The organism is Adlercreutzia sp. (assembly GCF_056795635.1).
This window is the reverse complement of record NZ_JBQIIT010000002.1, coordinates 86589-107566: the sequence shown is the minus strand read 5'-3', so window position 1 is coordinate 107566 and position 20978 is coordinate 86589. Positions and strand designations below refer to the sequence as shown.

Sequence of the window (20978 nt, the reverse complement as noted above, 5' to 3'; positions counted from 1 at the left end):
CGGCTTGCGGTCGCTCGGGCATCCCGAAGACATCACAGAAATATTGACGCAGGCCACTATACGCTTCGACGGCCCGTCAATCAACAACTATTTTGCTCAACGTTGCGCCCCGCCCCGCATTGTCCGCGAAAGGTCGCTATTCCGCCAAGTCCTCCACGAAGCCGACGCGGTAGTTCTTGAAGATGACCTCGCCTTGCTCCTGGGTGGCGTCCAGGTCCACGTCGGCCTCGATACGGAAGTCGCCGGCGTCGTCCTCGTCCAGGAAGATCTGACGGACGTGCCACAGGTGCGCCTCGGCCTCCGGGCTCTCGTCGATGACCAGGTAGGCGGCGCTTCGGGCATCGCCGTCGATGCGAATCTCGTTGTGCTCGGCGAAGTAGTCGTCCAGGGCCGCGTCCCAGGCCCGCTCTCCGTGGCCCCATTCCTCGTCCAGGTTGCCCAGCTCGCGGGTGCGATCCAGCGAGGCCAGGCGCACGCGGGCGAAGAGCGCATTGCGCACCATGACCTCAAGCCCATGACGGTCGGCCACCACGGCGTCGGCGGCCTGCGGGGGCGCTCCGGCCTCGGGCAGCGCACCGGCGCTCTCCCAGGCGTCCACGAGCGACGAGTCGGTGGTGCGCACCATGAAGCCGAGCCAGGCGATGATGTCGCGCAAACGGTCGTCCAGCACGTCGGGCGGCAGAGTGCGCACGAGCACGCGGAAGGCGTCGGACAGGTAGCGCAGCAGCGTCCCTTCTGACTTCGCGATGCCGTAGCGGCCGATGTAGGTCTTGAAGTCGCTCGCCGTCTCCACCATGTCGCGCAGCACGCTCTTGGGCAAAAGCTCGTAATCGCGGGCCCAGGGCACGCTCTGGCAGTACAGCTCGAAGGCGTGGGCGAGCAGCTCTTCCAAGGGCTTCGGATAGGTGATCTCCGCGAGGCGCTCCAGGCGCTCCTCGTATTCCACGCCGTCGGCCTTCATGGCGGCCATGGCGGCGTCCCGCGCCTTGCGCTCCTGGGCCCGCAGCACCTTGGCGGGGTTTTCCAGGGTGGCCTCCACGAGCGAGATCACGTCCAGGGCGTAGTCGGGGCTTTCCGGGTCAAGCAGGTCAAGCGCCGCCAGCAGGAAGGGCGACAGGGGCTGGTCCAGGGCGAAGTCCTCGGGCAGCTCCACGGTCAGCTCGTAGGCGGGGCTGCCGTCCTCGGCGGTGCCGCGCACCACCACGCCCGCCTCCAGCAGGGTGGCGAAGATCTCGTCGGCCCGGGCGTTCAGCTTGATCTTCTCCTCGGCGCTCTGGGCCGAGTCGGCGATGAGCCCGTGGACGTTGGCCCAGGCGTCGCCCCCGCGGCTCACCACCGAGAGCACCATGGAATGGGTGATGCGCATGCGGGGCGTGAGCTTCTCAGGCGGCTTCTCGATGAGGTGCTCGAAGGTCTGCTTGTTCCAGCTGACGAAGCCCTCGGGCGGCTGCTTCTTCTTCACGCGGCGCTGTTTCTTCGGGTCGTCGCCGGCCTTGATCATGGCTTTGTGGTTCTCGATCTCGTGCTCGGGGGCCAGGGCCGCCACCATGCCCTCGGTGTCGAACCCGGCTCGGCCCGCCCGGCCCACGATCTGGTGGAACTCGCGCGAGCGCAGGCGCCGCATCTTCTGCCCGTCGAATTTCGTGAGCTGGGTGAGCACTACGGTGTGGATGGGTACGTTGATCCCGACACCGAGCGTGTCGGTGCCGCAGATGACCGGCAGCAGCCCCTGCTGGGCCAACCGCTCCACGAGCAGGCGGTAGCGCGGCAGCATGCCCGCGTGGTGCACGCCCACGCCGGCGGCCAGGAGGCGCTGGAGGATCTTGCCGAAGGGGGTGGTGAACTTCGTGCCCCTCATGGCCTGCTTGATCTCCTCGCGCTGGGCCTTGTCCGACACGCCGTAGCTGGCGAGCGACCGGGCGTTCTTCAGCGCCTCGTCCTGGGAGAAGTGCACGATGTACATGGGTGCCTCACCGGCCCGCAGGCCCAGCTCCACCGTGGCCTCCAAGGTCTCGAAGGTGTAGTCATAGGACAGGGGCACGGGCCTCGGCGCGTCCGTGACGAGATCCACGGGCCGTCCCGTGCGCTCTTCCAGCATGGCGGCGATGTCGCTCACGTCGCCCAGGGTGGCGCTCATGAGCAGGAACTGGGCGTTCGTCAGCGTGAGCAGGGGCACCTGCCAGGCCCAGCCGCGGTCGGGGTCGGCGTAGAAGTGGAACTCGTCCATCACCACGCAGGCCACCTTCGACGCCGCGCCCTCGCGCAGGGCCTGGTTCGCGAGGATCTCCGCGGTGCAGCAGATGACCGGGGCCTCGGTGTTGATGGTGCTGTCGCCGGTGATCATGCCCACGTTGTCGCGGCCGAGCACGTCCACCATGTCGAAGAACTTCTCGGACACGAGCGCCTTGATGGGGGCCGTGTAGTAGGCGGTGCGCCCCGTGGCGATGGCCATGAAGCACAGCCCCAGGGCCACCATGGACTTGCCCGAGCCGGTGGGCGTGCCCAGGATGACCGAATCGCCCACGGCCAGGTCCATGAGCGCGTCCTCCTGGTGCGGCCACAGCTCAAGCCCGCGAGATTCCACCCATTCCAAGAACACTTCCAGGGCCTCATCGGGGGAAAGCACGTCGCCCTCGCCCGTTTCAGCCCAGGGCAACAGCCAGCCGAGCGAGCCCGGCTCGAAGGGGTCGACGGGCGCGATGGGGTTGTCGGCGTCCGTGCGGGCGTCGGCTTCGGCAGCCGCGGCGGCTCTGTCGTCGGGGGTCTCGTAGACGCCTTCCTCGGCGCGGTTCTCGGCGGGGTTGTCCATGGGATGTCCGTTCTGATGGGGCGATGTTTCGCCATCTATTATAAGTAAGGGCCGCGTGAAGAAGATGACGCATCGGCAGCGGTTTTTGTGGTGTACTATAGGCGGGCTGTTTTTTCAGAGACGAAGAAGGTGAAGTTCGACGTGAAAAAGGGAAATGTGGCGGCGCTGCTGCCAATCGGGGTCTTCCTCGTGCTGTATCTGGGGCTCGGCATTCTGTTCGAGTACGGCATGGGCATTTCCATGGGATTCTACAACATCCCCATCGTGGTGATCTTCCTCATCGCGCTGCTGGTGGCCTGCTTCCAGAACCGCAAGCTGCCCTTCGATGACAAACTGGTGATTATGGGCCGCGGCATCGGCGACAAGACCATCGTGACCATGATCCTCATCTTCATGGCCGCCGGCGTGTTCGTGGGCACCGTGGGCCGCGATTCGGCCGAGTCGGTGGCCTACCTCATGCTGTCCATCATTCCGGCGGAGTTCTCCGTGGCCGTGCTGTTCGTGGTCAGCTGCTTCGTGTCCATCTCCATGGGCACCTCGGTGGGCACCATCACGCTCATCACCCCCATCGCCGTGGCCGTGTCGGCCGCTTCCGGCTTCAGCCTGCCGCTGTGCGTGGGCTCGGTCATGGGCGGTGCCATGTTCGGCGATAACCTGTCGTTCATCTCCGACACCACCATCGCCGCCTGCCAGGGCCAGGGCTGCCAGATGAAGGACAAGTTCCGCGAGAACTTCAAGATCGCCCTGCCCGCGGCCATCGTGACCCTTGTGCTCATCCTGGCGCTGTCGCTGGGTTCCGACATCTCGGGCACGGTGCACAACGACTACAACCTCATCGAGCTTATCCCGTACCTCATCGTGCTGGTGGGCGGCATTCTGGGCATCAACGTGTTCGTGGTGCTGCTGCTCGGCATTCTGTCCGGCTCCATCATCGTGGTGGCCGAGGGTGCGGTGGCGGCCACCGATCTTTTGGGGAATATGGGCACCGGGGCCGCCGGCATGTTCGAGACCACCATGGTGGCCGTGCTCGTGAGCGCCATCTGCGCGCTTATTCGCGAGAACGGCGGCTTCGTGGCCCTGCTCAACGGTATCAAGCGCGTGTTCAAGGGCCGCAAGGGAGGCCAGCTGGGCATGGGCCTGCTCGTGGGCGCCATGGACATCGCCACGGCCAACAACACCGTGGCCATCGTGATGGCGAATCCCATCGCCCACGAGATGTCCGAGACCTACGACATCTCCCGGCGCAAGACCGCGTCCATCCTGGATACGTTCTCCTGCGTGTTCCAGGGCGTGATTCCCTACGGCGCCCAGATGCTCGTGGCCATCTCAGCCTGCGCCGAGCTGGGCTTCTCGGTATCGGCCTTCCAGGTCATGCCCTATCTGTTTTACCCGTTCTTCCTGCTGTTGAGCTCGCTCGTGTTCATCTTCCTCGTGCCGGACAACCGCGGCTACGAGCCCGATCACACGGCCTTCGAGGAAGAGGTCCTGGAAGTAGCCGAAGAGGCTTAGGACCTCTGGGCACACTGGGGAACCCGATGATGCAGGGGCGGTCGCGAGGCCGCCTCTTTTCTTGTGCGTACAGGGGTGGCCGTTGGGGCTGGCTATCTGCCGGGGGCCATTGGCCGGCGCGCTCGGCTGCCTGCCAGGGGGCGGCTATCGGTCGGGGAGCATTCGTGCGATGCTCGGCGTTCGCTACCACTCTTCCAGCGGGTGGTAGCTGGCGAGGGCCACGGCCTCGGGCGTGATGGTGAAGTCGGCTTGCCAGAGTTCCACGCCGGCGGTGCGCACCGCATCCACGCAGGCGAGCATCTCTTCGTAGGTGGTGCCGTGGTAATAGCGGAAGCCGTCGTTGGCGTAGTAGAGGCAGTACAGGATGACGGCCCGCTCGTTGTGCTGGAGGGAGGCGGCCAGCTCGCGCAGATGGCGCTGGACGCGCTCGGTGGAGTTGAAGGGGGCCGGCGGCACCGTGGGCACCCAAGGCGGAATGGCGGTCTGGATCTGCACGAGGGGCGTCTTCACTTCCAGGTACTGGTTTTCGTTCACGAGGAAGTCGAGGCGCGAGGAGTCCAGGGGCACCTCGCGGCGCAGCTGATGCACGGGCCCGGTGATGGCCTTGAAGGCGCCCTCGCGCAGGAAGTGCTCCACGTAGCGGTTCGAGGCGTTCTGGTTGATGCCGATCCAGCGTTTGGCTGGGTCTTCCGGTCGCTGCAGCGAGAAGGCCTCCACGGTTAAGGGCAGCTTGCGCCGGGGGTTGTGGGAATCGGACACCAGGCAGGGGCGCCCCGTCAGATCCAGGTCGCCGATGCGCGAGACGGCCGGGCAGTGGCAGCGCACGGGAATGCCGTCGTCGAAGTCCACATCCATGATGAAGCGGTTCGGTCGCGCGAGGACGACCCCTTCCCGCAGGGGCTCGGGGAAGCGAAGGGGCGCCGCCGTTGATTCATAGAGGGCCACGGAGAATCCTTCCGTCGCGGTTGCTTTCCGGAATCAGGGTAGCGCACCGCCGGCGCGGGAGGAGGCGGGGCAGCGGTCGGCCGCTGAGCCGTTACGCAACGGCGAGCCTCGAGCGGGCCGCGTCGACCAGGGCGGCGAACAGGCCGCGGTGACGGTCGAGGTACTCGGGGTGCCACTGCACGCCCAGGTAGAAGCGACGGCGGGGGTCTTCCACGGCCTCCACCACGCCATCGCCCGAGCGGGCCGCCACCGTGAGGCCCTCGGCCACGTGATCGATGCCCTGGTGGTGCATGGAGTTCACGGCGAAGGGGCCCTCGGCTTCGAGGGAGGCCGCCAGCAGGGTGTTCGGGGCGATGGTCACCGTATCAGTGGTGCGGTCGTAAGGCGGTTCCTGGCGATGGCCCCGCTCGGTGACGCCGCAGTTGTACAGGTCGCGGTAGAGGCTACCGCCCAGGGCCACGTTCATCACCTGCATGCCGCGGCAGATGCCGAGGCAGGGAAGCTGCCGCTCATGGGCCAGCCGGGCCAGTTCCAGCTCGAAGCCGTCCCGATCCTCGCTGACGGCGAGCAGGTCGGACAGGCAGGGCACAGCCGGGCGCTCCGGGTCGGTGAGCACGTTGCGTCCGTCGAGGGCGCATACCTCATCGGGACCCGGAGGGCCGCCCATGGCCTGGCGGAAGGCCTCCTCCGAGGCGTTGTGGCCGCAGAAGGGCACTCGGGCTCCCGTCGAGCGGCAATGGGATGCCGATCCGCAGCCGAGGGCCGCCACATCGTCCATGTTCAGGGCATCGCGGCTCTTGGCCGGGTCGGGCACGTAGTAGCGGGGGTGCACGTCGCCGCCGCCGGTGATGACCAGGGCGTCCACCGCATCGATGACCCGTCGCGCCAGGGCGCGGTTCGCCTCGGCCCCGCCGCGCACGGGCGTGAGCAGCAGCGGCGCGGCCCCGGTGGCGGCCACGCGGTTGATGTACTCCACGTTGACACGCTGGAAGCCGTCGGCCTCGTTGAGCGTGGTGGTGATGCCGATAATCACAGGGTCCCCCTCGGTCGCATTGGTCGGACAAGAACATACCACCGACGGGCCCCGGCGGCAACGGCCCCGCCCCGTCTCGTGCCATTGGCGCAGGTAAAGGGCTACAATGGGGAAGACGAGAGGGCCTCGGCGCCCAGCGGCCGGCCCGGGGCTTCCCGGAAGCGGGCCTGCGGAGCGCGAATGGGGGCCATAGACGAAGGAGGTGCCCATGCGGGCGGTGGTGCAGTGCGTGAGCGAGGCGAGCGTGACGGTGGAGGGGCGAGAGGTGGGCGCCATCGGCAAGGGGTTTCTGATCCTGCTCGGTGTGGGACACGGGGACACCGAGGCCGAGGCCGATCGGCTCTGGCGCAAGATCGCCAAGATGCGCGTGTTCGACGATGCGGCGGGTAAGACGAACCTGAGCCTGGCTGACGTGGACGGGGAAGTACTCGTGGTGAGCCAGTTCACGCTGTACGCCAACTGCAAGAAGGGCAACCGTCCCTCGTTCACCGAGGCGGGCGACCCGGCCATTGCCCGACGGCTCTACGAGTACTTCGCCGATTTGGCCCGCGCCGACGGCTTTACCGTGGCCACGGGCGAGTTCGGCGCCATGATGGACGTGGCCCTGGTGAACCGGGGCCCCTTCACCCTGGTGCTCGATACCGACACGTTGTAGGGCAGGGAAGCGGGCCCCGGCTTCGGTCGGGGCCCGCTCGGCATTCGGAAGGGGCTATTCCCCGTCCACCGCCAGATCGGTGAACTGGAAGGTGGTGCAGTCCACGAGTCCCCGGTTGGTGAGGCGCAGTTCGGGCAGGCAGGCGAGCGGAATGAGGGCCATGGTCATGAAGGGGGAGGGCATGGTGCAGCCGATCTCGGCCCAAGTGTCCTCCAGGTGATGCACCTTCGCGCTCATTTCCTCGGCGCTCAGCGCGCCCATAAGCCCGGCGATGGGCAGCTCCACGAGCCCCAGCACCTCGCCGTCGGCCACGACGACCAGGCCGCCGCCCACTTCGGCGAGGGTGTTGGCAGCCAGGGCCATGTCCTCGTCGTTGGTGCCCACCACGAGCAGGTTGTGGGCGTCGTGGGCCACGGTGGAGGCCATGGCGCCGCGCTTGATGCCGAAGCCCTTGGTGAAGCCCGCGCCGTGGGTGCCCGTCTCGTGGTGGCGCTCGAAGACGAAGGTCTTCAGCACGTCCTGGTCAAGGTCGCTTTCCAGGGCACCGTTGCGCACGGTGAGGGCTACGTGGGCCTCGCGGTCGGGCACCGATCCGGGCAGAAGCTCGATGGCCCGCACGGTGACGGCCTCGCCGTCGGATGCACCCGCTGGCGCTTCCACGCGGAAGGTGTCGGGGGTGATGGTGCGCCCCAGGTGCATGGAATGGGTGACCCAATCCGGATAGTCGAAGGGCGCCAGATCGAAGGTGCAGGCGCCGTTCTCGGCCACCACATCGCCGTCGATGAGCACGCGGGTGACGTTCAGATCCTCCAGGTTGTCCAGAAACACGATGTCGGCGCACTTGCCCGGCGCGATGGAGCCCAGCTCGTGTTCCATGCGGAAGCAGGTGGCGGTGTTGATGGTCATCATCTGGATGGCGGTGATCACATCGATGCCGCAGGCCACGGCCATGCGCAGGATGTAGTCGAGGTGCCCGTGGGCCACCAGGGTGTGCGGGTGGGTGTCGTCGGAGATGAGGTTCGCGAAGCGGGTGTCGATGCCGGTCTCGGTGACGGCGGCGGCCAGCTGGGGCAGGTCGAGCCAGGCCGAGCCGTAGCGCAGCTGGGCGTATTGCCCCAGGCGCATCTTGGCCAGGGCGTCCTCGGCGCGGGTGGACTCGTGGCAGCAGCGCACGCCGCAGGCGATGTAGGCGTTCAGCCCCTGGTCGGTCTCGGGGATGGAATAGTGGCCCGTGATGACCTTGTCGGCCTTCAGCGTCTCGGCCAGCTCGCCGTGGGCATGATCGGTGCCGGCCAGCACGCCGGGGAAGTTCATCATCTCGCCAAGGCCCACCACGCCGTCCCAGGTCATGGACTCGGCGATTTCCTCAGGCCCCACGAAGGAACCCGTGTCCTCGAAACCGGGCACGGCCGGCACGCAGGAGGGGGTGGTGACCATGGCCTTCAAAGGGGTGCGGGCGGCGTCGTCCATCATCACCTTCACGCCCTCAAGTCCCAGCACGTTGCACACCTCGTGGGGGTCCCAGTAGATGCCCACGGTGCCGTGGGGCACCACCGCGCGGGCGTACTCGCCGGCGCCGAGCATGGAAGATTCCACGTGGATGTGTCCGTCGAGGAAGCCCGGGGCGATAAAGGTGCCCGCAGCATCGATCACGAGGGTGTCCGCGCCGATGCAGTGCTCGGCACTCGGCCCCACGTAGGCGATGCGCCCGCAGGCGATGGCCACGGCGATGTCGTCCTGAATCTCGGCGGTGCACACGTTCACGAGCCGCGCGTTGGTGATGACGGTGTCGGCCGGCACCTGGCCTTGGGCCACGGCGGCCAGGGTGCGGGTGCACTCCCAGAGCGGTTGCTTGCAGAAATGGTTCAGCATGGCGCCTCCTTAGCGCTCGCGGGCCGGCGGATGAGGGGCCGCATCGGTGGCAGCCCGCGCTTGTCCGATGGTGCCAGTGTACGCTCGCCCGTAGGCGACGGGACGTCAATGATGGATAATGCAGAAGGGCTTCACGCTATAATCGTTGACCTGGAGTTAACTCTACATGGTTGAATGGGAAAGACGGGGAATTCGTTCGAGAGGAGCACCATGGAATACCGCAAGCTGGGCCGCACGGGCCTTGAGGCGAGCGTCATCGGGTTCGGCGCCGAGTGGATCGGCCAGATGGAACAGGCTGAGGTGAATGCCATGGCCGCCCGGGGCGCGGCGGCGGGTGTGAACATCGTGGACTGCTGGATGAGCGACCCGGTTGTGCGCTCGGCCCTGGGCGAGGCGCTCGCGCCCACGCGCGACGGGTGGATCATCCAGGGGCACATCGGCAGCACCTGGCAGGACGACCAGTACGTGCGCACCCGCGACATGGCCCAGGTGCGCCCCGCCTTCGAGGACCTGCTTGCGCGTCTGCGCACCGATCATGTGGAAATCGGCATGATCCACTACGTGGATGCCTGCGATGAGTTCCGCGCCATCATGGACGGTCCCTTCATCGAATACGTGCGCGAGCTTTTGGCCGCCGGGCGCATTCGCCACATCGGCCTTTCCACTCACAACCCCGAAGTGGCGCTTCTGGCCTGCGACGATCCGGAGATCGAGGTCGTCATGTTCTCACTGAATCCGGCCTTCGACATGATGCCGGCCTCGGAGAATCTGGAAGATTTGTTTGGCGATTACGAGAACGTGGGCGGCGACGGTATCGAGCCGGTGCGCGCTGCCCTGTACGCTCGGGCCGAGGCGACCGAGACCGCCCTCACGGTGATGAAGGGCTACGCGGGCGGACGGCTGCTTTCCGCCGATGCGTCGCCCTTCGGCGTGGCCCTCACGCCGGTGCAGTGCATCCACTACGCGCTCACGCGCCCGGCCGTGGCCAGCATCATGGTGGGCGTGGAAACCGTGGAGCAGCTTGACGAGGCCTTGGGCTACGAGACGGCCACAGCCGCCGAGCGCGACTACGCCAGCGTGCTGGCCGGCGCCCCCAAGCACGCCTATATGGGCCAGTGCACCTACTGCGGCCACTGCGCCCCTTGTACCGTGGGCATCAACATCGCGCTCGCGAACAAGTTCTACGACCTGGCCGAGATGGCCGTCGGGGACGGCGCGGCTTCGGCGCCCGCCTCGGTGCGGGCCCACTACGAGGCCATGGCCGTGACCGCCGAGGCCTGCACGGCCTGCGGCCAGTGCGAGCCCCGCTGCCCCTTCGGCGTGTCCATCCCCGAGCGCATGGAGAAGGCCGCCGCGCTGTTCGGCTGCTAGGGGGCGCCCGAGGCGCGCGAGGAGAAGCGCGTGTTTCGCGAGATCATCGAGCCCTCTGCGAACTATTTCGTACCGCGCCGCGGCTACCGGGAGACCTTCGCGAATTGGGAGACCAAGGAGCGCGGCGCCGATGCGCGTGGGGATGCGGCCGGCTGAGGCACCTCCCATCCGAAAGAGCCGATTCCTGCCCAAAGTGGGAATGACTTCCATCGGGAATAAGGTGTTTCCGCAAAGCGGTGCGGAGACCCTCGCTGGCGATTGCGCCACAGGGCTCTTCCAGAATGAAAGTATGCATGCTATAATAGAACAAATGTTTCTATATGGCTGGGCATTGCCCTAACTTCTTCTCGGAAGGACAGCCTTCGTCCGGGAGGGGGTACTATGGGCAACGTAAAGTCTCAGACAAATAATATACCTGTTGACTTCTATACTGAAAACCGTATAATCAAGTGGAACGTGGATGCAAGCCGTATCCGAAAATGGTACGGAACGCTTGACCGGCCAACTCGGGAATCGGTGGCTGCGGCTATTGAGCTTCTCTCAGAGCGAGGTCCGAACTTGAAACGGCCTTTTGTGGGCGAGGTGCAAAGTTCCCGATTTCCTAACATGAAGGAATTGCGCCCGGCGTCTCCGAGAGGTACGGAATTGCGTATTCTGTTTGCATTCGATCCGCTGCGTCATGCCATCCTGCTGCTGGCTGGCGACAAGCAGGGGCGGTGGCGCAAATGGTATCAACGGGCGGTGCCTCAGGCGGATCGCTTATACCAAGAGCATTTGGACTCGCTGAACAAGGAGGTGCGCTGATGTATACCCTTGACGATCTTATTGAAGAGTACAACGTTGATCGTGCTGGCATTGAGCGCGAGAAGCAGAAGCTGCTGGCGCAGATAGAGGCCTACGAGTTGGCGGAGATACGCAAGCAGGCGGGTCTTACGCAGGTGCAGCTGGCCGAGAGCATGGGGGTGAGTCAGAAGCGCATCTCCGAGATAGAGCATGGGCGGGCCGGGGCCATCAAGCTCAGCACGCTCGAGCGCTATGCGGCGGCCCTCGGCGGAAGGCTCAAGGTGGAGATCGAATGTCCCACGGCCGACGGCACGGTGAAGTCGCTGCCCGTTCCGCTGGTGGCTTGTTAGAGGCCGCGCGTCCCGCCGCTTCGAGCGCGCTCATCCGCGCTCGCGCGCGTCGGCTGCTGGGCCAGATCGCGTTTCAATCGGGTTGAATTTATCTCACCCGTTCTCGGGTATATTTGGCGTTTTCCCAGGTGGCGTCTGGGTGAATACCCGAATGCGGGCGATGTGCGCCCTCGGGTTCCTTCGCTAAGATGCGTGTCGTTCGGTTCGCTTGTGGGAGGGCCGGATGCGCACCGTTCCCCGTGGGAGGGGCGGGCGCGAACCGATTCTTAGAGGAGGACACCATGGAGACCAATCTTTCCCGTCGTGGATTTCTGACCGGCGCGGCTGCGGCCGGTGCTCTGGCGGCCATGGGCCTGGCGGGCTGCGCGCCCCAGGTCTCGGCCGAGGGCAACGCGAAGACGGCTGACACCGGCAAGGCGACCAGCTGGCGCGATAAGCCGGAGATGCCCACCGAGTTCATCGAGACCGTGGATGCCGACATCGTCGTGGTGGGCGCGGGCAACGGCGGTCTGGTGGCGGCCACCACGGCGGCCCAGAACGGCGCGAAGGTGGTCGTGCTGGAGAAGATCGGCACCATCGCCATGGCCCGCGAGGCCATCGGCGCACTGAATTCCAAGCTGGCGCCCGACCACAAGGTGGATGTGCCCACGCTGCTGAACCACGCCAACATGACCCAGTCCGGCGATGCGAATATGCTCATGTACAAGACCTGGGCCGAGAAGTCCGGCGAGATGATCGAGTGGATGGCCGACACCCTGGGTCCCAAGGGCATGCTGTTCCCCTTCGAGTGGCACGCGCCCGACGACCCGCATGCCTACTATCCGGCCATGTGCTACAACCCCTGCATCGGCGAGTACAACCCCGACGGCCCGAACTACAACGCCTATGCGCACCTGGAGGTCATGGCCGACGTGTTCACCAACGATCTCGGCGGCGAGATTCGCTTCGAGTGCCCGGCCCAGCAGCTCGTCGTGGACGAGGCGGGCAAGGTCACCGGCGTTGTCGCTGAGACTGAGGAGGGCTTCATCCAGGTGAACGCCGCCAAGGGCGTCATCGTGTGCACCGGCGGCTACGGCGCCAACAACGAGATGCTGGCCGACCTGGCCCCGGGCAATTCCGCCTGGTGCGCCCTGCGCGACTCCGTGACCGAGACCGGCGACGGCATCCGCATGGCTCTCTGGGCCGGGGCCGAGCTGGAGGCCGGCGGCGCCTGCATGATCTGGAACCGCGCCATCCTGCCCGACGGCTTCGAGTTCAACGAGGACCGCATGGGCGGCGACATCTTCCTGCCCGGCAGCCAGCCCTTCCTGCACGTGAACGTGAACGGCGAGCGCTTCATGAACGAGGACCAGTGCTATCCCATGAGCTACGCCGCCGGCGCCAACCAGCCGCGTCACTACAGCTGGATCGTGTGGGACGGCAACTACTGGGAGGACATCGCCCAGTTCGACACCTGCGGCTGCTCGCGTCTGTACCCGGCGCCCTCCGGTACTGCCTTCAACGCCGACGTGTACGACTGCGAGGCCATGAGCAAGGAGCATCTGGACGAGTTCTGGCTGAACCCGCGTCTGGAGGCCGGCACGCTGAAGAAGGCCGACACCTTGGAGGAGTTGGCCGACCTAATGGAGTTCGACGCCGATCAGAAGACCACGTTCCTGGCCACGGTGGAGCGCTACAACGGCCTGGTGGCCGCCGGCGAGGACACCGATTTCGGCAAGCCGGCCTACCGCCTGTCCGATGTGGAGACCGCGCCCTTCTATGCGGCCCGTATCGGCGGCGAGCTCCTGGTGACCATCCACGGCGTCATCACCGATGTGAACTCCCAGCCGCTGAAGGGCGACGGCACGGTCATCGAGGGTCTGTACGTGTGCGGCAACGACCAGGGCGGCTTCTACCCGCACAACTATCCGAGTAACTTCACGGGAATCAACGCCGGCCGTGTGGCCACCTTCGCCCGCATCGCCGCCAAGCACGCTCTCGGCGTGGCATAGGGCGAACCGCTGCGACGAGCGCCGGGCAAAGGCGGCACGGGGTCATCTTCGCGCCCTTCCGCCCGGCGGTGTTGCGGCGCAATCAGTCGATCGTGCGCCTGCTCTCCCTCCCCGCAGGCGATCGTTCTGGGGCTTCCCTTCGGGGAAGCCCCTTTGTGTTCGAGGCTGTCGGTCAAACGTCCTCCGCTTCCGTTACGGGGAGGACTTTCGGAAAGTGAGGGCGCTGAACTGCAAAGAAAACGACGGTTCTCGTAGTCGCCGGATGTCGAGGAGTCTGTTTGAAAACACGCGACCTGGGAAAACGAGCACGCCTATCGCAATGAGCCCTTGGGAGACGGCTTCGAAACTACGAGAACCGTCATTTTCGTTGCAGTTCAGCGTTGGGTGAGATCGATGAGCTCCTGGCGGGAGTGCACGCCGAGCTTCGCGTAGATGTGCTTGGCGTGGGTGGCCGCCGTCTCGCGGCTGATGATGAGCTCGTCGCGGATGTAGGGGATGGAGCGGCCCTGGGCGAGCAGGGCGAGCACCTCGGTCTCGCGCGGTGTGAGGCCGCCGGCGCGGGCGAGCTCGGCGACGCGCTCGGCGCCTCCGGTCTCGGGGGCGGTACGGGCCGAATTGTCGGAAGGGAGCGGGGCGGAAGCTGCATCGTCGCTCGAGTCGGGCGTCGGGGCCTTGTCGAGGTCGTCTTTCTGTTCTTCCGGAACCCGGAGGAAAGTGGCGGTGTCGCCCATGACGAGCATGGTGACGGTGACGAGGGCGACGATGCACCCCACGGCCGTAGCCGCTATGCCCCCCGGCAGCAGAGTGACCACGGGTTCGAGGGCGACCCACAGCATGGCGCCCAGCAGGTCGCCGCCGTGAACGAACAGCCAGCCGAGGCTCGAGGACTGGGCCGGGGTGGCGCGCCCCGCGGCGGCGTAGTTCGCGAAATAGACCTGGGCGATGAGGCAGAACGTGAAGCGGCCGCCCAGGGAGGCGGCCACCGCCGCAATGGCCCCCGCCTCGCCCCAGAGGATGACGGCCGAAAGCCCGATGACAAGGGTGGGGCACATCCAGCGGTAGAGGAAGAACAGGGACATGCGGCGCGGGCCCGATACGGCTATGAGCGCCACCACGGCCATCATGGCCGCGCAGAACAACAAAATGATTTGCAGCGGCAGGCTCGTTATGCGCTCGGGATGCAGCATGCCCGCGATACTGATGACGGCGAACACTCCGAGAATGCCCGCTCCCGTGCGGCCGAGCCCGGCCAGGGGCGCGGGGTTTGGACTGGTGGCAGCGCCCCGCGCCCGGGCGAGCCGACGTTCGGCGCGTTCGGCCTCGGGGGTCCAGACGAGGTAGAAGCAAAGCCCCGACAGGAGGGGCAGCGCTGCCGCCACGGCGATGGAGACCCAGCCGTCCATGGCCGATACGAGCAGCACGATGAGGGCCGCCGACACGGCCGACGTCGGGGCCAGCAGCTCCGATTTTTCCCGCGGCAGCACGGCGTAGTACGCGCCCCACATGACCCACAGCAGGGCGCTTCCGATGCCCGTGGCCACCGATCCCGCGCCGAAGAGCAGAGCGTTGGCCAGCGGGTCGGGGGCGGCCACGAACATGAGCGGCGTGCTGACCGCCGTGAGCAGGGGCGCGGCGACGATGAGGCGCCGATGGTCGGTGGGCGAGCCGAAGCGGGGCTCGGCGATGACGATGGCGATGAGGGTGGCCACCGAGGCGGCCAGGGGCATGGTGACGTAGAACAGCGTTCCGGCGACCGAGCTTGCGACGGCGCTATCGTTGCCCTGCACCGCCGCGCCGCCGGTCCCATCGCACAACACTCCTGCGGCATTGGTGTAGAACACGCAGAACACCCAGGCGAGCAGGAACGCCCATCCCAGCTGCCGCAGCGGCACCCATTCCCGGGGCTCGTCCTTGACCATCCCATCACCCTTCCTCGTAAAAGTCCCCCTATTGTACCTGAAGCGGCGCGGAGTGCTCGATCTGGGGGTCCGTGGCAACCGGGAAGGAGCGCTTCCCGTGGCATTCTCACTCATTCTCGGTGCACGCTTCGCGTAGGGCCTCGAGGAAGGCTTGGGCCTGACGGGCGACCATCGTCTTGCGCTAGACGAGGCCCCGGGCCGATTCCAGAGTGGGGGGCAGGGCGTGCGAGTCTACGGGGCTGCGTACCTCGCTTAAATCGTAGAAGCCGCGCACGAAGATGTCCATGGGACCGGCTGAGGTGTTCGCCGCCCTGGCGACCCTTGTTCGTCTGCGCCCCTTCGGCTTCGACAACGCGGGCGGCGAGCCGGGCATCATGGGCACCAACGACCGTCTGAGCATGCTGGAGAGCGATCTCATCGTTCTGCACGGCAACAACCCCGTGCACGCGGCCGCCGGCTCGCTTGCGCTGCTCGATTGCCTGAATGCGGGCCAGCTCGATTTCGTACTCGAAGTCGAGCATAGTGCGCGCCCCAGCTACGAGGGCTTGGTCTTCCCCGGTGCGGATGTTTGGGGCGTCTATCCTCTGCCTGACACGCCGCTTGGGGAAAAGAGCTCCGAAGGATCGTGGGCGGCGAGTGAGGGGTATGCCCTGCAGGTATGGAAAAGTATGAGAAGAGGGTATTGGCGCTTGTGCGACAGGATGCAGCATAATGGGGGTGACCCTTCCTCCCCTTGAGCCGGCCTTCGGATCGCCCTGTTTCGTTGAAGGGATGCCTTATGGATATGCAAGGTTATCTCGACCACCTCAATGGGGGTCTCGTCGTGGTCGGCGGCTCCGGGGAACACCAGATCATGCACCAGGTGAGCCAGGAGGTCATTCGCATCTGCATGGAGATCAGCAATCGCTACCATACGCCCGAAGAGCTGCGTGGGCTCATGGCCGAGCTGACCGGCCGGCCCGTGCCCGAGGGCTTTGCGCTCTTCCCGCCATTCAACAGCGACTGCGGCAAGAACATCCACCTGGGCCGGGACGTGTTCATCAACGTCGGTTGCAAGTTTCAGGACCAGGGCGGCATCTACCTGGGAGATCGGATGCTCGTGGGCCAGAACGTGGTGCTGGCCACGTTGAACCACGGCATGGATCCGGCCCATCGCGCCGACTTACACCCCGCGCCGATCCGCATCGGCGATGACGTGTGGATCGGCGCGAACGCCACGGTGCTGCCGGGCGTGGCCATCGGTCATGGCGCCGTGGTGGCCGCCGGCGCCGTCGTCACCCGGGACGTGCCGGCCATGACCGTCGTGGGTGGTGTGCCGGCCCGCGTCATCAAACGGATTGAGGTGGAAAACCCGAAGGATTTAGCCGCAACGGTGGGATCTGGTTTCGTCGACATCCGATTCGAATAGATCGGCTTCGGAAAGCTCTTCGCTACAACCAGAGGGCTGTGTTCCCCATGAGGTAGAGGGGCACATTAGTGAGCCAATCCTGCGCGCGATAGTCGGAAAGCGAGAAGCGCCGGGCTTGAATATCGGGGTACTTCTCCTTGAAGCTGCGAAGGCTCTTAGCGCGCAGGTTCTCCTCGGCCTTCACCTCGATGCCGTAGACGGTACCTGCTGATTGCACGAGGAAGTCCAGCTCCCCTCGGGAGTTCTCGGCAGACCAGTAATAGGGGGCAAGCCCGCAGTTCGCTATGAGCTCTTGGCACGCGTACTGCTCGGTGAGGGCTCCCTTGAATTCCTCGAACAGCGTATTGCCTTCGATGATGCTCGCGCTGTCGAGGTCGCTCATGGCACCGAGCAGGCCCACGTCCAGCAGGAACACCTTGAATGCGCCCGGATCGCGATAAGCCTTGAGGGGTATGCCCGGCTTGGCCACACGCGGAACCCGGTAGATAAGACCGGCTTGCCGAAGCCACGTGAGGGCGCTTTCGAATTCCTTCGCCCGCGCGCCTTTCGCGAGGCGTCCGAAGATGAACTTCTTGTTTTCCTGGGACAGATGGGTGACGACCGAGTCCCAGACAGCGAAAACCCGCTCGGCTTCGCGAGGGGGGATATGCTTGGAGAAATCGCGCTCGTAGTCCGCGATGATTCGCTTTTGGACAGCGCGCGCGGCATCGTAGTCTCGACGATCGAGAAATACGCTGACCGCCTCGGGCATTCCCCCGACGAAATAGTATGTTTTCAAAAGGGCAATCGCTCGCGATTTGAACGCCTGGATGAGGGCCGGGTTTGGGCTCTGCAGTGAAGCGAGGAATTCCCTTCCCTCGACAGCCAAGGCGAATTCCTTGAAGCTGAGGGGGAAGAGGTCGAGCGTCTCCACCTTTCCCACGGGGAAACCCGTTCCGCTTTGGAGGAGGATCCCCAGCAGAGAACCTGCGGCTACGACTGAGAAACCGCGCGGATCCTCGTCGAAGTACTTGAGGGCTGTAAGCGCCTTAGGGTTTTCCTGAACCTCGTCGAACACGATGAGGGTCGAGTCGGGGTCGATGGCGACGCCGGTTTGCAATTGGAGCCCGGCGATGAGGGTATCGACGTCGTACCCCGCCTCGAACAGATCACGCATGGCCGAGTTGTTGTCCATGTTCACGTAGGCGACGCTTCTGTAATGGCGTTTTCCGAACTCCTTGATGAGCCACGTTTTTCCCACTTGGCGCGCCCCGTTGATGATAAGGGGCTTCCTGCGGGGGTTCTCGCGCCATGCTTCGAGGTCACGCATGAGAAAACGTTCCATCGACATCCTCCTCATCCAGTTTTTTGGTAAGTATACAAAAACAAGGACGTAAAAATGAATAAATTCACAATAACAAGGACGTAAAAGTGTTAAAACTCACACAAATCAGGGCGTAATGGGAGATAGTGCTGTGGTGATCCGTCGGCCTCGGCGAGAGGGCTCCGGGCGAGGCCAAGCGGATCAGCTAGCTGTTTTCCGCTCCCGCTCCCATACAAAGCGGAGGTTGTCGGGGCCTTCGGCCCATTGACGGGAGGAGAAATCGAACAACAGCTCGTAGGTGCGCGACGAGGCGAAAGCATCAAGGGCCTCGTCGAAGGACGCGCCCGTGTCGTCGCACCAGTCTTCCAGCATGGTGCGCATGACCTCCACCGCGCAGGCTTCGCGCTGTGCGTCAGTTACCAGCTCCTCGTCAAATCCCATAGGGTTCGCTCCCTTTGAATTCCAGACATGCTATGGCCGCCGGCGTCAGAAAACAGTACTGGTCTTCAAGTCGGTCCGGCGGCATGGTGAGCATCCTTTTGCGGCGAGGTAGTTTTCGACGTCATCAAGCGCTCGATCATAGCTGCTCAGATGCAACAGGTCATAAAGCTCGGAGATGTAGGCGTACACGCCGGCGTGACGGAAGATTCGTGCGATCTCGGCGGCTGGCAGGTTCCAGCGCTTCTGGGCCAGGCGCAAGAGCCAGCACTTCATATCGGCAATGTCGGGCTGTCGTGGCGACATGGGGTCTCCCCTTGAGAATTGCAGTTGGACTAGCATCTATTGTAACGGCTGCCTCGACAGTCGGCTTTTGCGATCGGACGGAAAGTTTCCTTGCCCTACAATAGGAGCCGTGCAATGTTCGGTTCTCGAAAGGGAGGTTCCCATGGATGCGAGCGTGGTGGTGTTTCTGGCCGATGGTTGCGAGCCGTTGGAAGTGGTGGCTCCCACCGACGTGCTCCGGCGCGGCGGTGTGGAGGTGGTGCTCGCGAGCATCGAGGACGATCTGACGATTCGCGCGGCCCACGGGGTGACGCTTGTGGCCGATGCGCCGCTTTCCGCCCTTGACCTGACGGACTTTGCCATGGCCGTGGTGCCCGGCGGCTTGGTGGGTGTGGACAATCTGGGAAAGAACGCCCGGGTCATGGCCGAGCTGACGCGCCGTATGGAAGCGGCCGAGCTCGTGGCCGCCATCTGCGCCGGCCCCATGCTGCTGGCCCGCGCCGGGTTGCTGAACGGCCGCAAGGCCACCTGCTACCCGAGCTGCGAGGAGGGCTGGCCGGCCGGCGTGTACCAGGCTGATGCGGCCGTGTGCGTCGACGGCAATCTCATCACCGCTACGGGCCCCGGCACCGCGCTGCCCTTCGGCATTCAGCTGCTGCGCACCCTCGCTGGCGATGAGGCCGCCGACACTGTAGCCGCCGGGATGCTGGTGCGGTAGGAAACGCAGCCCAAACCATTGCGGCGCTCCGCTGGGCGGATCCAGCGGAGCGCCGGTATTCTTTGCGGACCGACCTTGAGCCGCGGAGGCTCTGCGCGGTTCTCCGCCGCCCCGCTTCGCGTTCTTAGGCACCCAGTTTGAAGCGCATCATCACGGGGTTGTGGTCGGAGTAAGCGAAGTCCAAGTCCACGGTGGCGTACTCCAGGCATTCCACGTTGTCGGAGTAGATGAAAGTGTCCATGACCCAGCGGTCGTTGGTGCCGTCGTAGGGGCGCCCGGCGTCGCGGCAGGTGGCGGCATCGGGGAAGGCCTCGGTGCCGTACTCGTCCAACTTCGCCTTGGCGGCCACGGTGAAGCCGGCGGGAACGCCCTCGAAGTCGTAGGGCTTCGCCCAGCTCTCCACCGCATCCACGGCGTTGCCGTACACCTCGCCCGACGCGCCGATCATGTCGTGGTTGAAGTCGCCCCCGGCGATGACGTAGTTGCCCGCTTCCCGCTCGCGCACCATAACGTCGTACAGGCGTTCCTGCTGGGCCGCCATGATGGCGGCATCGGTCCCGTAGGCCGACAGGTGCACGTTGAGCAGCACCAGGTCGCGCCCGTCGCTTGCCGGCACGCGGGTCGCCGAGAAGCAGCGGTCCAGATCGAGGAACTTGCCGAATCCTTCCGAGATGGGCAGCTGGTAGCGTACGGCATCAGTTGCGGGAAAGGCCGAGAAGGTGGCGAGTCCCGCCCGGTTTGCCCCGTGGGGTGCGTAGAGGGGCCAGGCCAGGAAGGCCGAATCGTAGTTCTGGCAGAACACGGCTGTATCGGTGGGGAACTGCTCGCGCAGGAGGGCGTACTCGTCCACATGGTGGCTGCGGGTGCCGTCCACGTCAACTTCCTGGAACAGCACGAAGTCGGTGCCGAGATCCCGGACGGCCTCGGCCGTGCCGATGACGTCCTCGCGCACCACCTCGGCGCTGGCGGCCACCGAGCCGGTGCCGCCGTCCATGAAGAAGTCGAAGTCGCGGTTGTAGGCCCCGAAACCGATGTTCGCCGCCACAACGGCGAGCTCGGCGCCAGTCTCCACGGCGCCGGGGGCGGCGTCTTCGGCGGCCAGCGGCGCCTCGACCGCAAGGGACAGCTCGTCGCCGAGGCGCTCGTAGCTCAGCACGACGTAGGCGATGTAGGCGGCCACGACCAGCAGCAGGGCGCCCAGGGCGATGGCCACGGCCTTGAGAATCTTTTGAGCCACGGGATGCTCCCTTCTTGAGCAGTTGCACAACGACGCGCTCGGTGAGCAATCGTTATGGTAGGGAATCCCATTCTAACCCCTGGGAGCCATTGCGGCGCTGAAAAGGAGTCAAGTACAGGGGGTGATTCAGCCCGATGTGACGGCATGGCCCCTGAACGCGGATTCTTGAACCTTGATCTAAGGTGATCGGGGAAAAGTTCTTGCCTTTTATGGATGTTTCTGCACAGTCTGTCAACAGTTAATGACAGTGCGGTAACAGAGAACTTACGAAGCGGTGGCATAAATTTGTGCAGACGTATAGTCGTTTCACAGCTAAGACTCAATGAGCCCGGTCGGTTTCGGCGGGGCATGC

Annotated in this window: 19 protein-coding genes; 10 read left to right on the top strand and 9 right to left on the bottom strand. The window is 65.2% G+C overall.

Annotated elements, in window-relative coordinates; genetic code table 11:
• Window positions 1-136 precede the first annotated feature (136 nt).
• Window positions 137-2809: a DEAD/DEAH box helicase gene (locus ACTOXK_RS01495; RefSeq protein ID WP_482277201.1), complete on the bottom strand. Its 2673-nt coding sequence runs from the start codon at window positions 2807-2809 to the stop codon at window positions 137-139.
• A gap of 141 nt (window positions 2810-2950) precedes the next feature.
• Between ACTOXK_RS01495 and ACTOXK_RS01490 the strand changes: the two genes are divergently transcribed.
• Window positions 2951-4318: a Na+/H+ antiporter NhaC family protein gene (locus tag ACTOXK_RS01490; protein ID WP_482277200.1), complete on the top strand. Its 1368-nt coding sequence runs from the start codon at window positions 2951-2953 to the stop codon at window positions 4316-4318.
• Between the two features lie 183 nt (window positions 4319-4501).
• Here ACTOXK_RS01490 and ACTOXK_RS01485 read toward each other — a convergent pair whose 3' ends face one another.
• Window positions 4502-5263 (bottom strand): DNA/RNA nuclease SfsA, encoded by a 762-nt coding sequence (locus tag ACTOXK_RS01485; protein WP_482277199.1) that lies wholly within the window; start codon window positions 5261-5263, stop codon window positions 4502-4504.
• Window positions 5264-5354: 91 nt separating this feature from the next.
• Window positions 5355-6296, bottom strand: coding sequence for a gamma-glutamyl-gamma-aminobutyrate hydrolase family protein (locus tag ACTOXK_RS01480; protein WP_482277198.1), 942 nt, complete (start codon window positions 6294-6296; stop codon window positions 5355-5357).
• A gap of 208 nt (window positions 6297-6504) precedes the next feature.
• Between ACTOXK_RS01480 and dtd the strand changes: the two genes are divergently transcribed.
• On the top strand, window positions 6505-6951 hold the full coding sequence (gene dtd, locus ACTOXK_RS01475; RefSeq protein WP_482277197.1) for a D-aminoacyl-tRNA deacylase: 447 nt from the start codon (window positions 6505-6507) through the stop codon (window positions 6949-6951).
• Between the two features lie 54 nt (window positions 6952-7005).
• On the opposite strand, the gene ade is transcribed toward dtd, so the two are convergent.
• Window positions 7006-8823, bottom strand: coding sequence for an adenine deaminase (gene ade, locus ACTOXK_RS01470; protein WP_482277196.1), 1818 nt, complete (start codon window positions 8821-8823; stop codon window positions 7006-7008).
• Between the two features lie 210 nt (window positions 8824-9033).
• On the opposite strand from ade, the gene ACTOXK_RS01465 reads away from it, so the two are divergent.
• The 5 genes from ACTOXK_RS01465 to ACTOXK_RS01445 all read left to right on the top strand — a co-directional run bounded on the left by ACTOXK_RS01465 (window position 9034) and on the right by ACTOXK_RS01445 (window position 13318).
• Window positions 9034-10194: an aldo/keto reductase gene (locus ACTOXK_RS01465; protein WP_482277195.1), complete on the top strand. Its 1161-nt coding sequence runs from the start codon at window positions 9034-9036 to the stop codon at window positions 10192-10194.
• Window positions 10195-10224: 30 nt separating this feature from the next.
• Window positions 10225-10350: a hypothetical protein gene (locus tag ACTOXK_RS01460; RefSeq protein ID WP_482277194.1), complete on the top strand. Its 126-nt coding sequence runs from the start codon at window positions 10225-10227 to the stop codon at window positions 10348-10350.
• A 225-nt stretch (window positions 10351-10575) separates the two neighbouring features.
• Window positions 10576-10998: a type II toxin-antitoxin system RelE/ParE family toxin gene (locus ACTOXK_RS01455; protein ID WP_482277193.1), complete on the top strand. Its 423-nt coding sequence runs from the start codon at window positions 10576-10578 to the stop codon at window positions 10996-10998.
• Window positions 10998-11327 carry a helix-turn-helix domain-containing protein gene (locus ACTOXK_RS01450; protein ID WP_482277192.1) on the top strand — a complete coding sequence of 110 codons (330 nt, stop codon included), beginning with the start codon at window positions 10998-11000 and terminating at the stop codon, window positions 11325-11327. The genes ACTOXK_RS01455 and ACTOXK_RS01450 overlap by 1 nt, the downstream gene beginning before the upstream one ends.
• Before the next feature lie 281 nt (window positions 11328-11608).
• On the top strand, window positions 11609-13318 hold the full coding sequence (locus ACTOXK_RS01445; RefSeq protein ID WP_482277191.1) for an FAD-dependent oxidoreductase: 1710 nt from the start codon (window positions 11609-11611) through the stop codon (window positions 13316-13318).
• Between the two features lie 374 nt (window positions 13319-13692).
• On the opposite strand, the gene ACTOXK_RS01440 is transcribed toward ACTOXK_RS01445, so the two are convergent.
• Window positions 13693-15237 (bottom strand): response regulator transcription factor, encoded by a 1545-nt coding sequence (locus ACTOXK_RS01440; RefSeq protein WP_482277190.1) that lies wholly within the window; start codon window positions 15235-15237, stop codon window positions 13693-13695.
• A 299-nt stretch (window positions 15238-15536) separates the two neighbouring features.
• Here ACTOXK_RS01440 and ACTOXK_RS01435 point away from each other — a divergent pair, with 299 nt between their 5' ends.
• The gene (locus ACTOXK_RS01435; RefSeq protein ID WP_482277189.1) at window positions 15537-15974 is read left to right on the top strand and encodes a hypothetical protein; all 438 of its coding nucleotides are present in this window, start codon (window positions 15537-15539) and stop codon (window positions 15972-15974) included.
• 41 nt (window positions 15975-16015) lie between these two features.
• On the top strand, window positions 16016-16645 hold the full coding sequence (locus ACTOXK_RS01430) for a DapH/DapD/GlmU-related protein (RefSeq protein ID WP_482277188.1): 630 nt from the start codon (window positions 16016-16018) through the stop codon (window positions 16643-16645).
• A 22-nt stretch (window positions 16646-16667) separates the two neighbouring features.
• Here ACTOXK_RS01430 and ACTOXK_RS01425 read toward each other — a convergent pair whose 3' ends face one another.
• The 3 genes from ACTOXK_RS01425 to ACTOXK_RS01415 all read right to left on the bottom strand — a co-directional run bounded on the left by ACTOXK_RS01425 (window position 16668) and on the right by ACTOXK_RS01415 (window position 18692).
• Window positions 16668-17969, bottom strand: coding sequence for an ATP-binding protein (locus ACTOXK_RS01425; protein WP_482277187.1), 1302 nt, complete (start codon window positions 17967-17969; stop codon window positions 16668-16670).
• A gap of 180 nt (window positions 17970-18149) precedes the next feature.
• Window positions 18150-18389 (bottom strand): hypothetical protein, encoded by a 240-nt coding sequence (locus ACTOXK_RS01420; RefSeq protein WP_482277186.1) that lies wholly within the window; start codon window positions 18387-18389, stop codon window positions 18150-18152.
• 45 nt (window positions 18390-18434) lie between these two features.
• Window positions 18435-18692, bottom strand: a complete 258-nt coding sequence (locus ACTOXK_RS01415; RefSeq protein ID WP_482277185.1) for a DUF3791 domain-containing protein — start codon at window positions 18690-18692, stop codon at window positions 18435-18437.
• Window positions 18693-18834: 142 nt separating this feature from the next.
• On the opposite strand from ACTOXK_RS01415, the gene ACTOXK_RS01410 reads away from it, so the two are divergent.
• On the top strand, window positions 18835-19389 hold the full coding sequence (locus tag ACTOXK_RS01410) for a DJ-1 family glyoxalase III (RefSeq protein ID WP_482277184.1): 555 nt from the start codon (window positions 18835-18837) through the stop codon (window positions 19387-19389).
• A 124-nt stretch (window positions 19390-19513) separates the two neighbouring features.
• Here ACTOXK_RS01410 and ACTOXK_RS01405 read toward each other — a convergent pair whose 3' ends face one another.
• Window positions 19514-20626: an endonuclease/exonuclease/phosphatase family protein gene (locus ACTOXK_RS01405; RefSeq protein ID WP_482277183.1), complete on the bottom strand. Its 1113-nt coding sequence runs from the start codon at window positions 20624-20626 to the stop codon at window positions 19514-19516.
• Between the last annotated feature and the right edge of the window lie 352 nt (window positions 20627-20978).

Bases quoted from the DNA above. Each gene is read 5' to 3' on its own strand.
- ACTOXK_RS01495 (WP_482277201.1), bottom strand. From the start codon at position 2,809: ATGGACAACCCCGCCGAGAACCGCGCCGAGGAAGGCGTCTACGAGACC.
- dtd (WP_482277197.1), top strand. From the start codon at position 6,505: ATGCGGGCGGTGGTGCAGTGCGTGAGCGAGGCGAGCGTGACGGTGGAG.
- ade (WP_482277196.1), bottom strand. From the start codon at position 8,823: ATGCTGAACCATTTCTGCAAGCAACCGCTCTGGGAGTGCACCCGCACC.
- ACTOXK_RS01465 (WP_482277195.1), top strand. From the start codon at position 9,034: ATGGAATACCGCAAGCTGGGCCGCACGGGCCTTGAGGCGAGCGTCATC.
- ACTOXK_RS01455 (WP_482277193.1), top strand. From the start codon at position 10,576: ATGGGCAACGTAAAGTCTCAGACAAATAATATACCTGTTGACTTCTAT.
- ACTOXK_RS01450 (WP_482277192.1), top strand. From the start codon at position 10,998: ATGTATACCCTTGACGATCTTATTGAAGAGTACAACGTTGATCGTGCT.
- ACTOXK_RS01445 (WP_482277191.1), top strand. From the start codon at position 11,609: ATGGAGACCAATCTTTCCCGTCGTGGATTTCTGACCGGCGCGGCTGCG.
- ACTOXK_RS01440 (WP_482277190.1), bottom strand. From the start codon at position 15,237: ATGGTCAAGGACGAGCCCCGGGAATGGGTGCCGCTGCGGCAGCTGGGA.
- ACTOXK_RS01430 (WP_482277188.1), top strand. From the start codon at position 16,016: ATGGATATGCAAGGTTATCTCGACCACCTCAATGGGGGTCTCGTCGTG.
- ACTOXK_RS01425 (WP_482277187.1), bottom strand. From the start codon at position 17,969: ATGGAACGTTTTCTCATGCGTGACCTCGAAGCATGGCGCGAGAACCCC.
- ACTOXK_RS01420 (WP_482277186.1), bottom strand. From the start codon at position 18,389: ATGGGATTTGACGAGGAGCTGGTAACTGACGCACAGCGCGAAGCCTGC.
- ACTOXK_RS01415 (WP_482277185.1), bottom strand. From the start codon at position 18,692: ATGTCGCCACGACAGCCCGACATTGCCGATATGAAGTGCTGGCTCTTG.
- ACTOXK_RS01410 (WP_482277184.1), top strand. From the start codon at position 18,835: ATGGATGCGAGCGTGGTGGTGTTTCTGGCCGATGGTTGCGAGCCGTTG.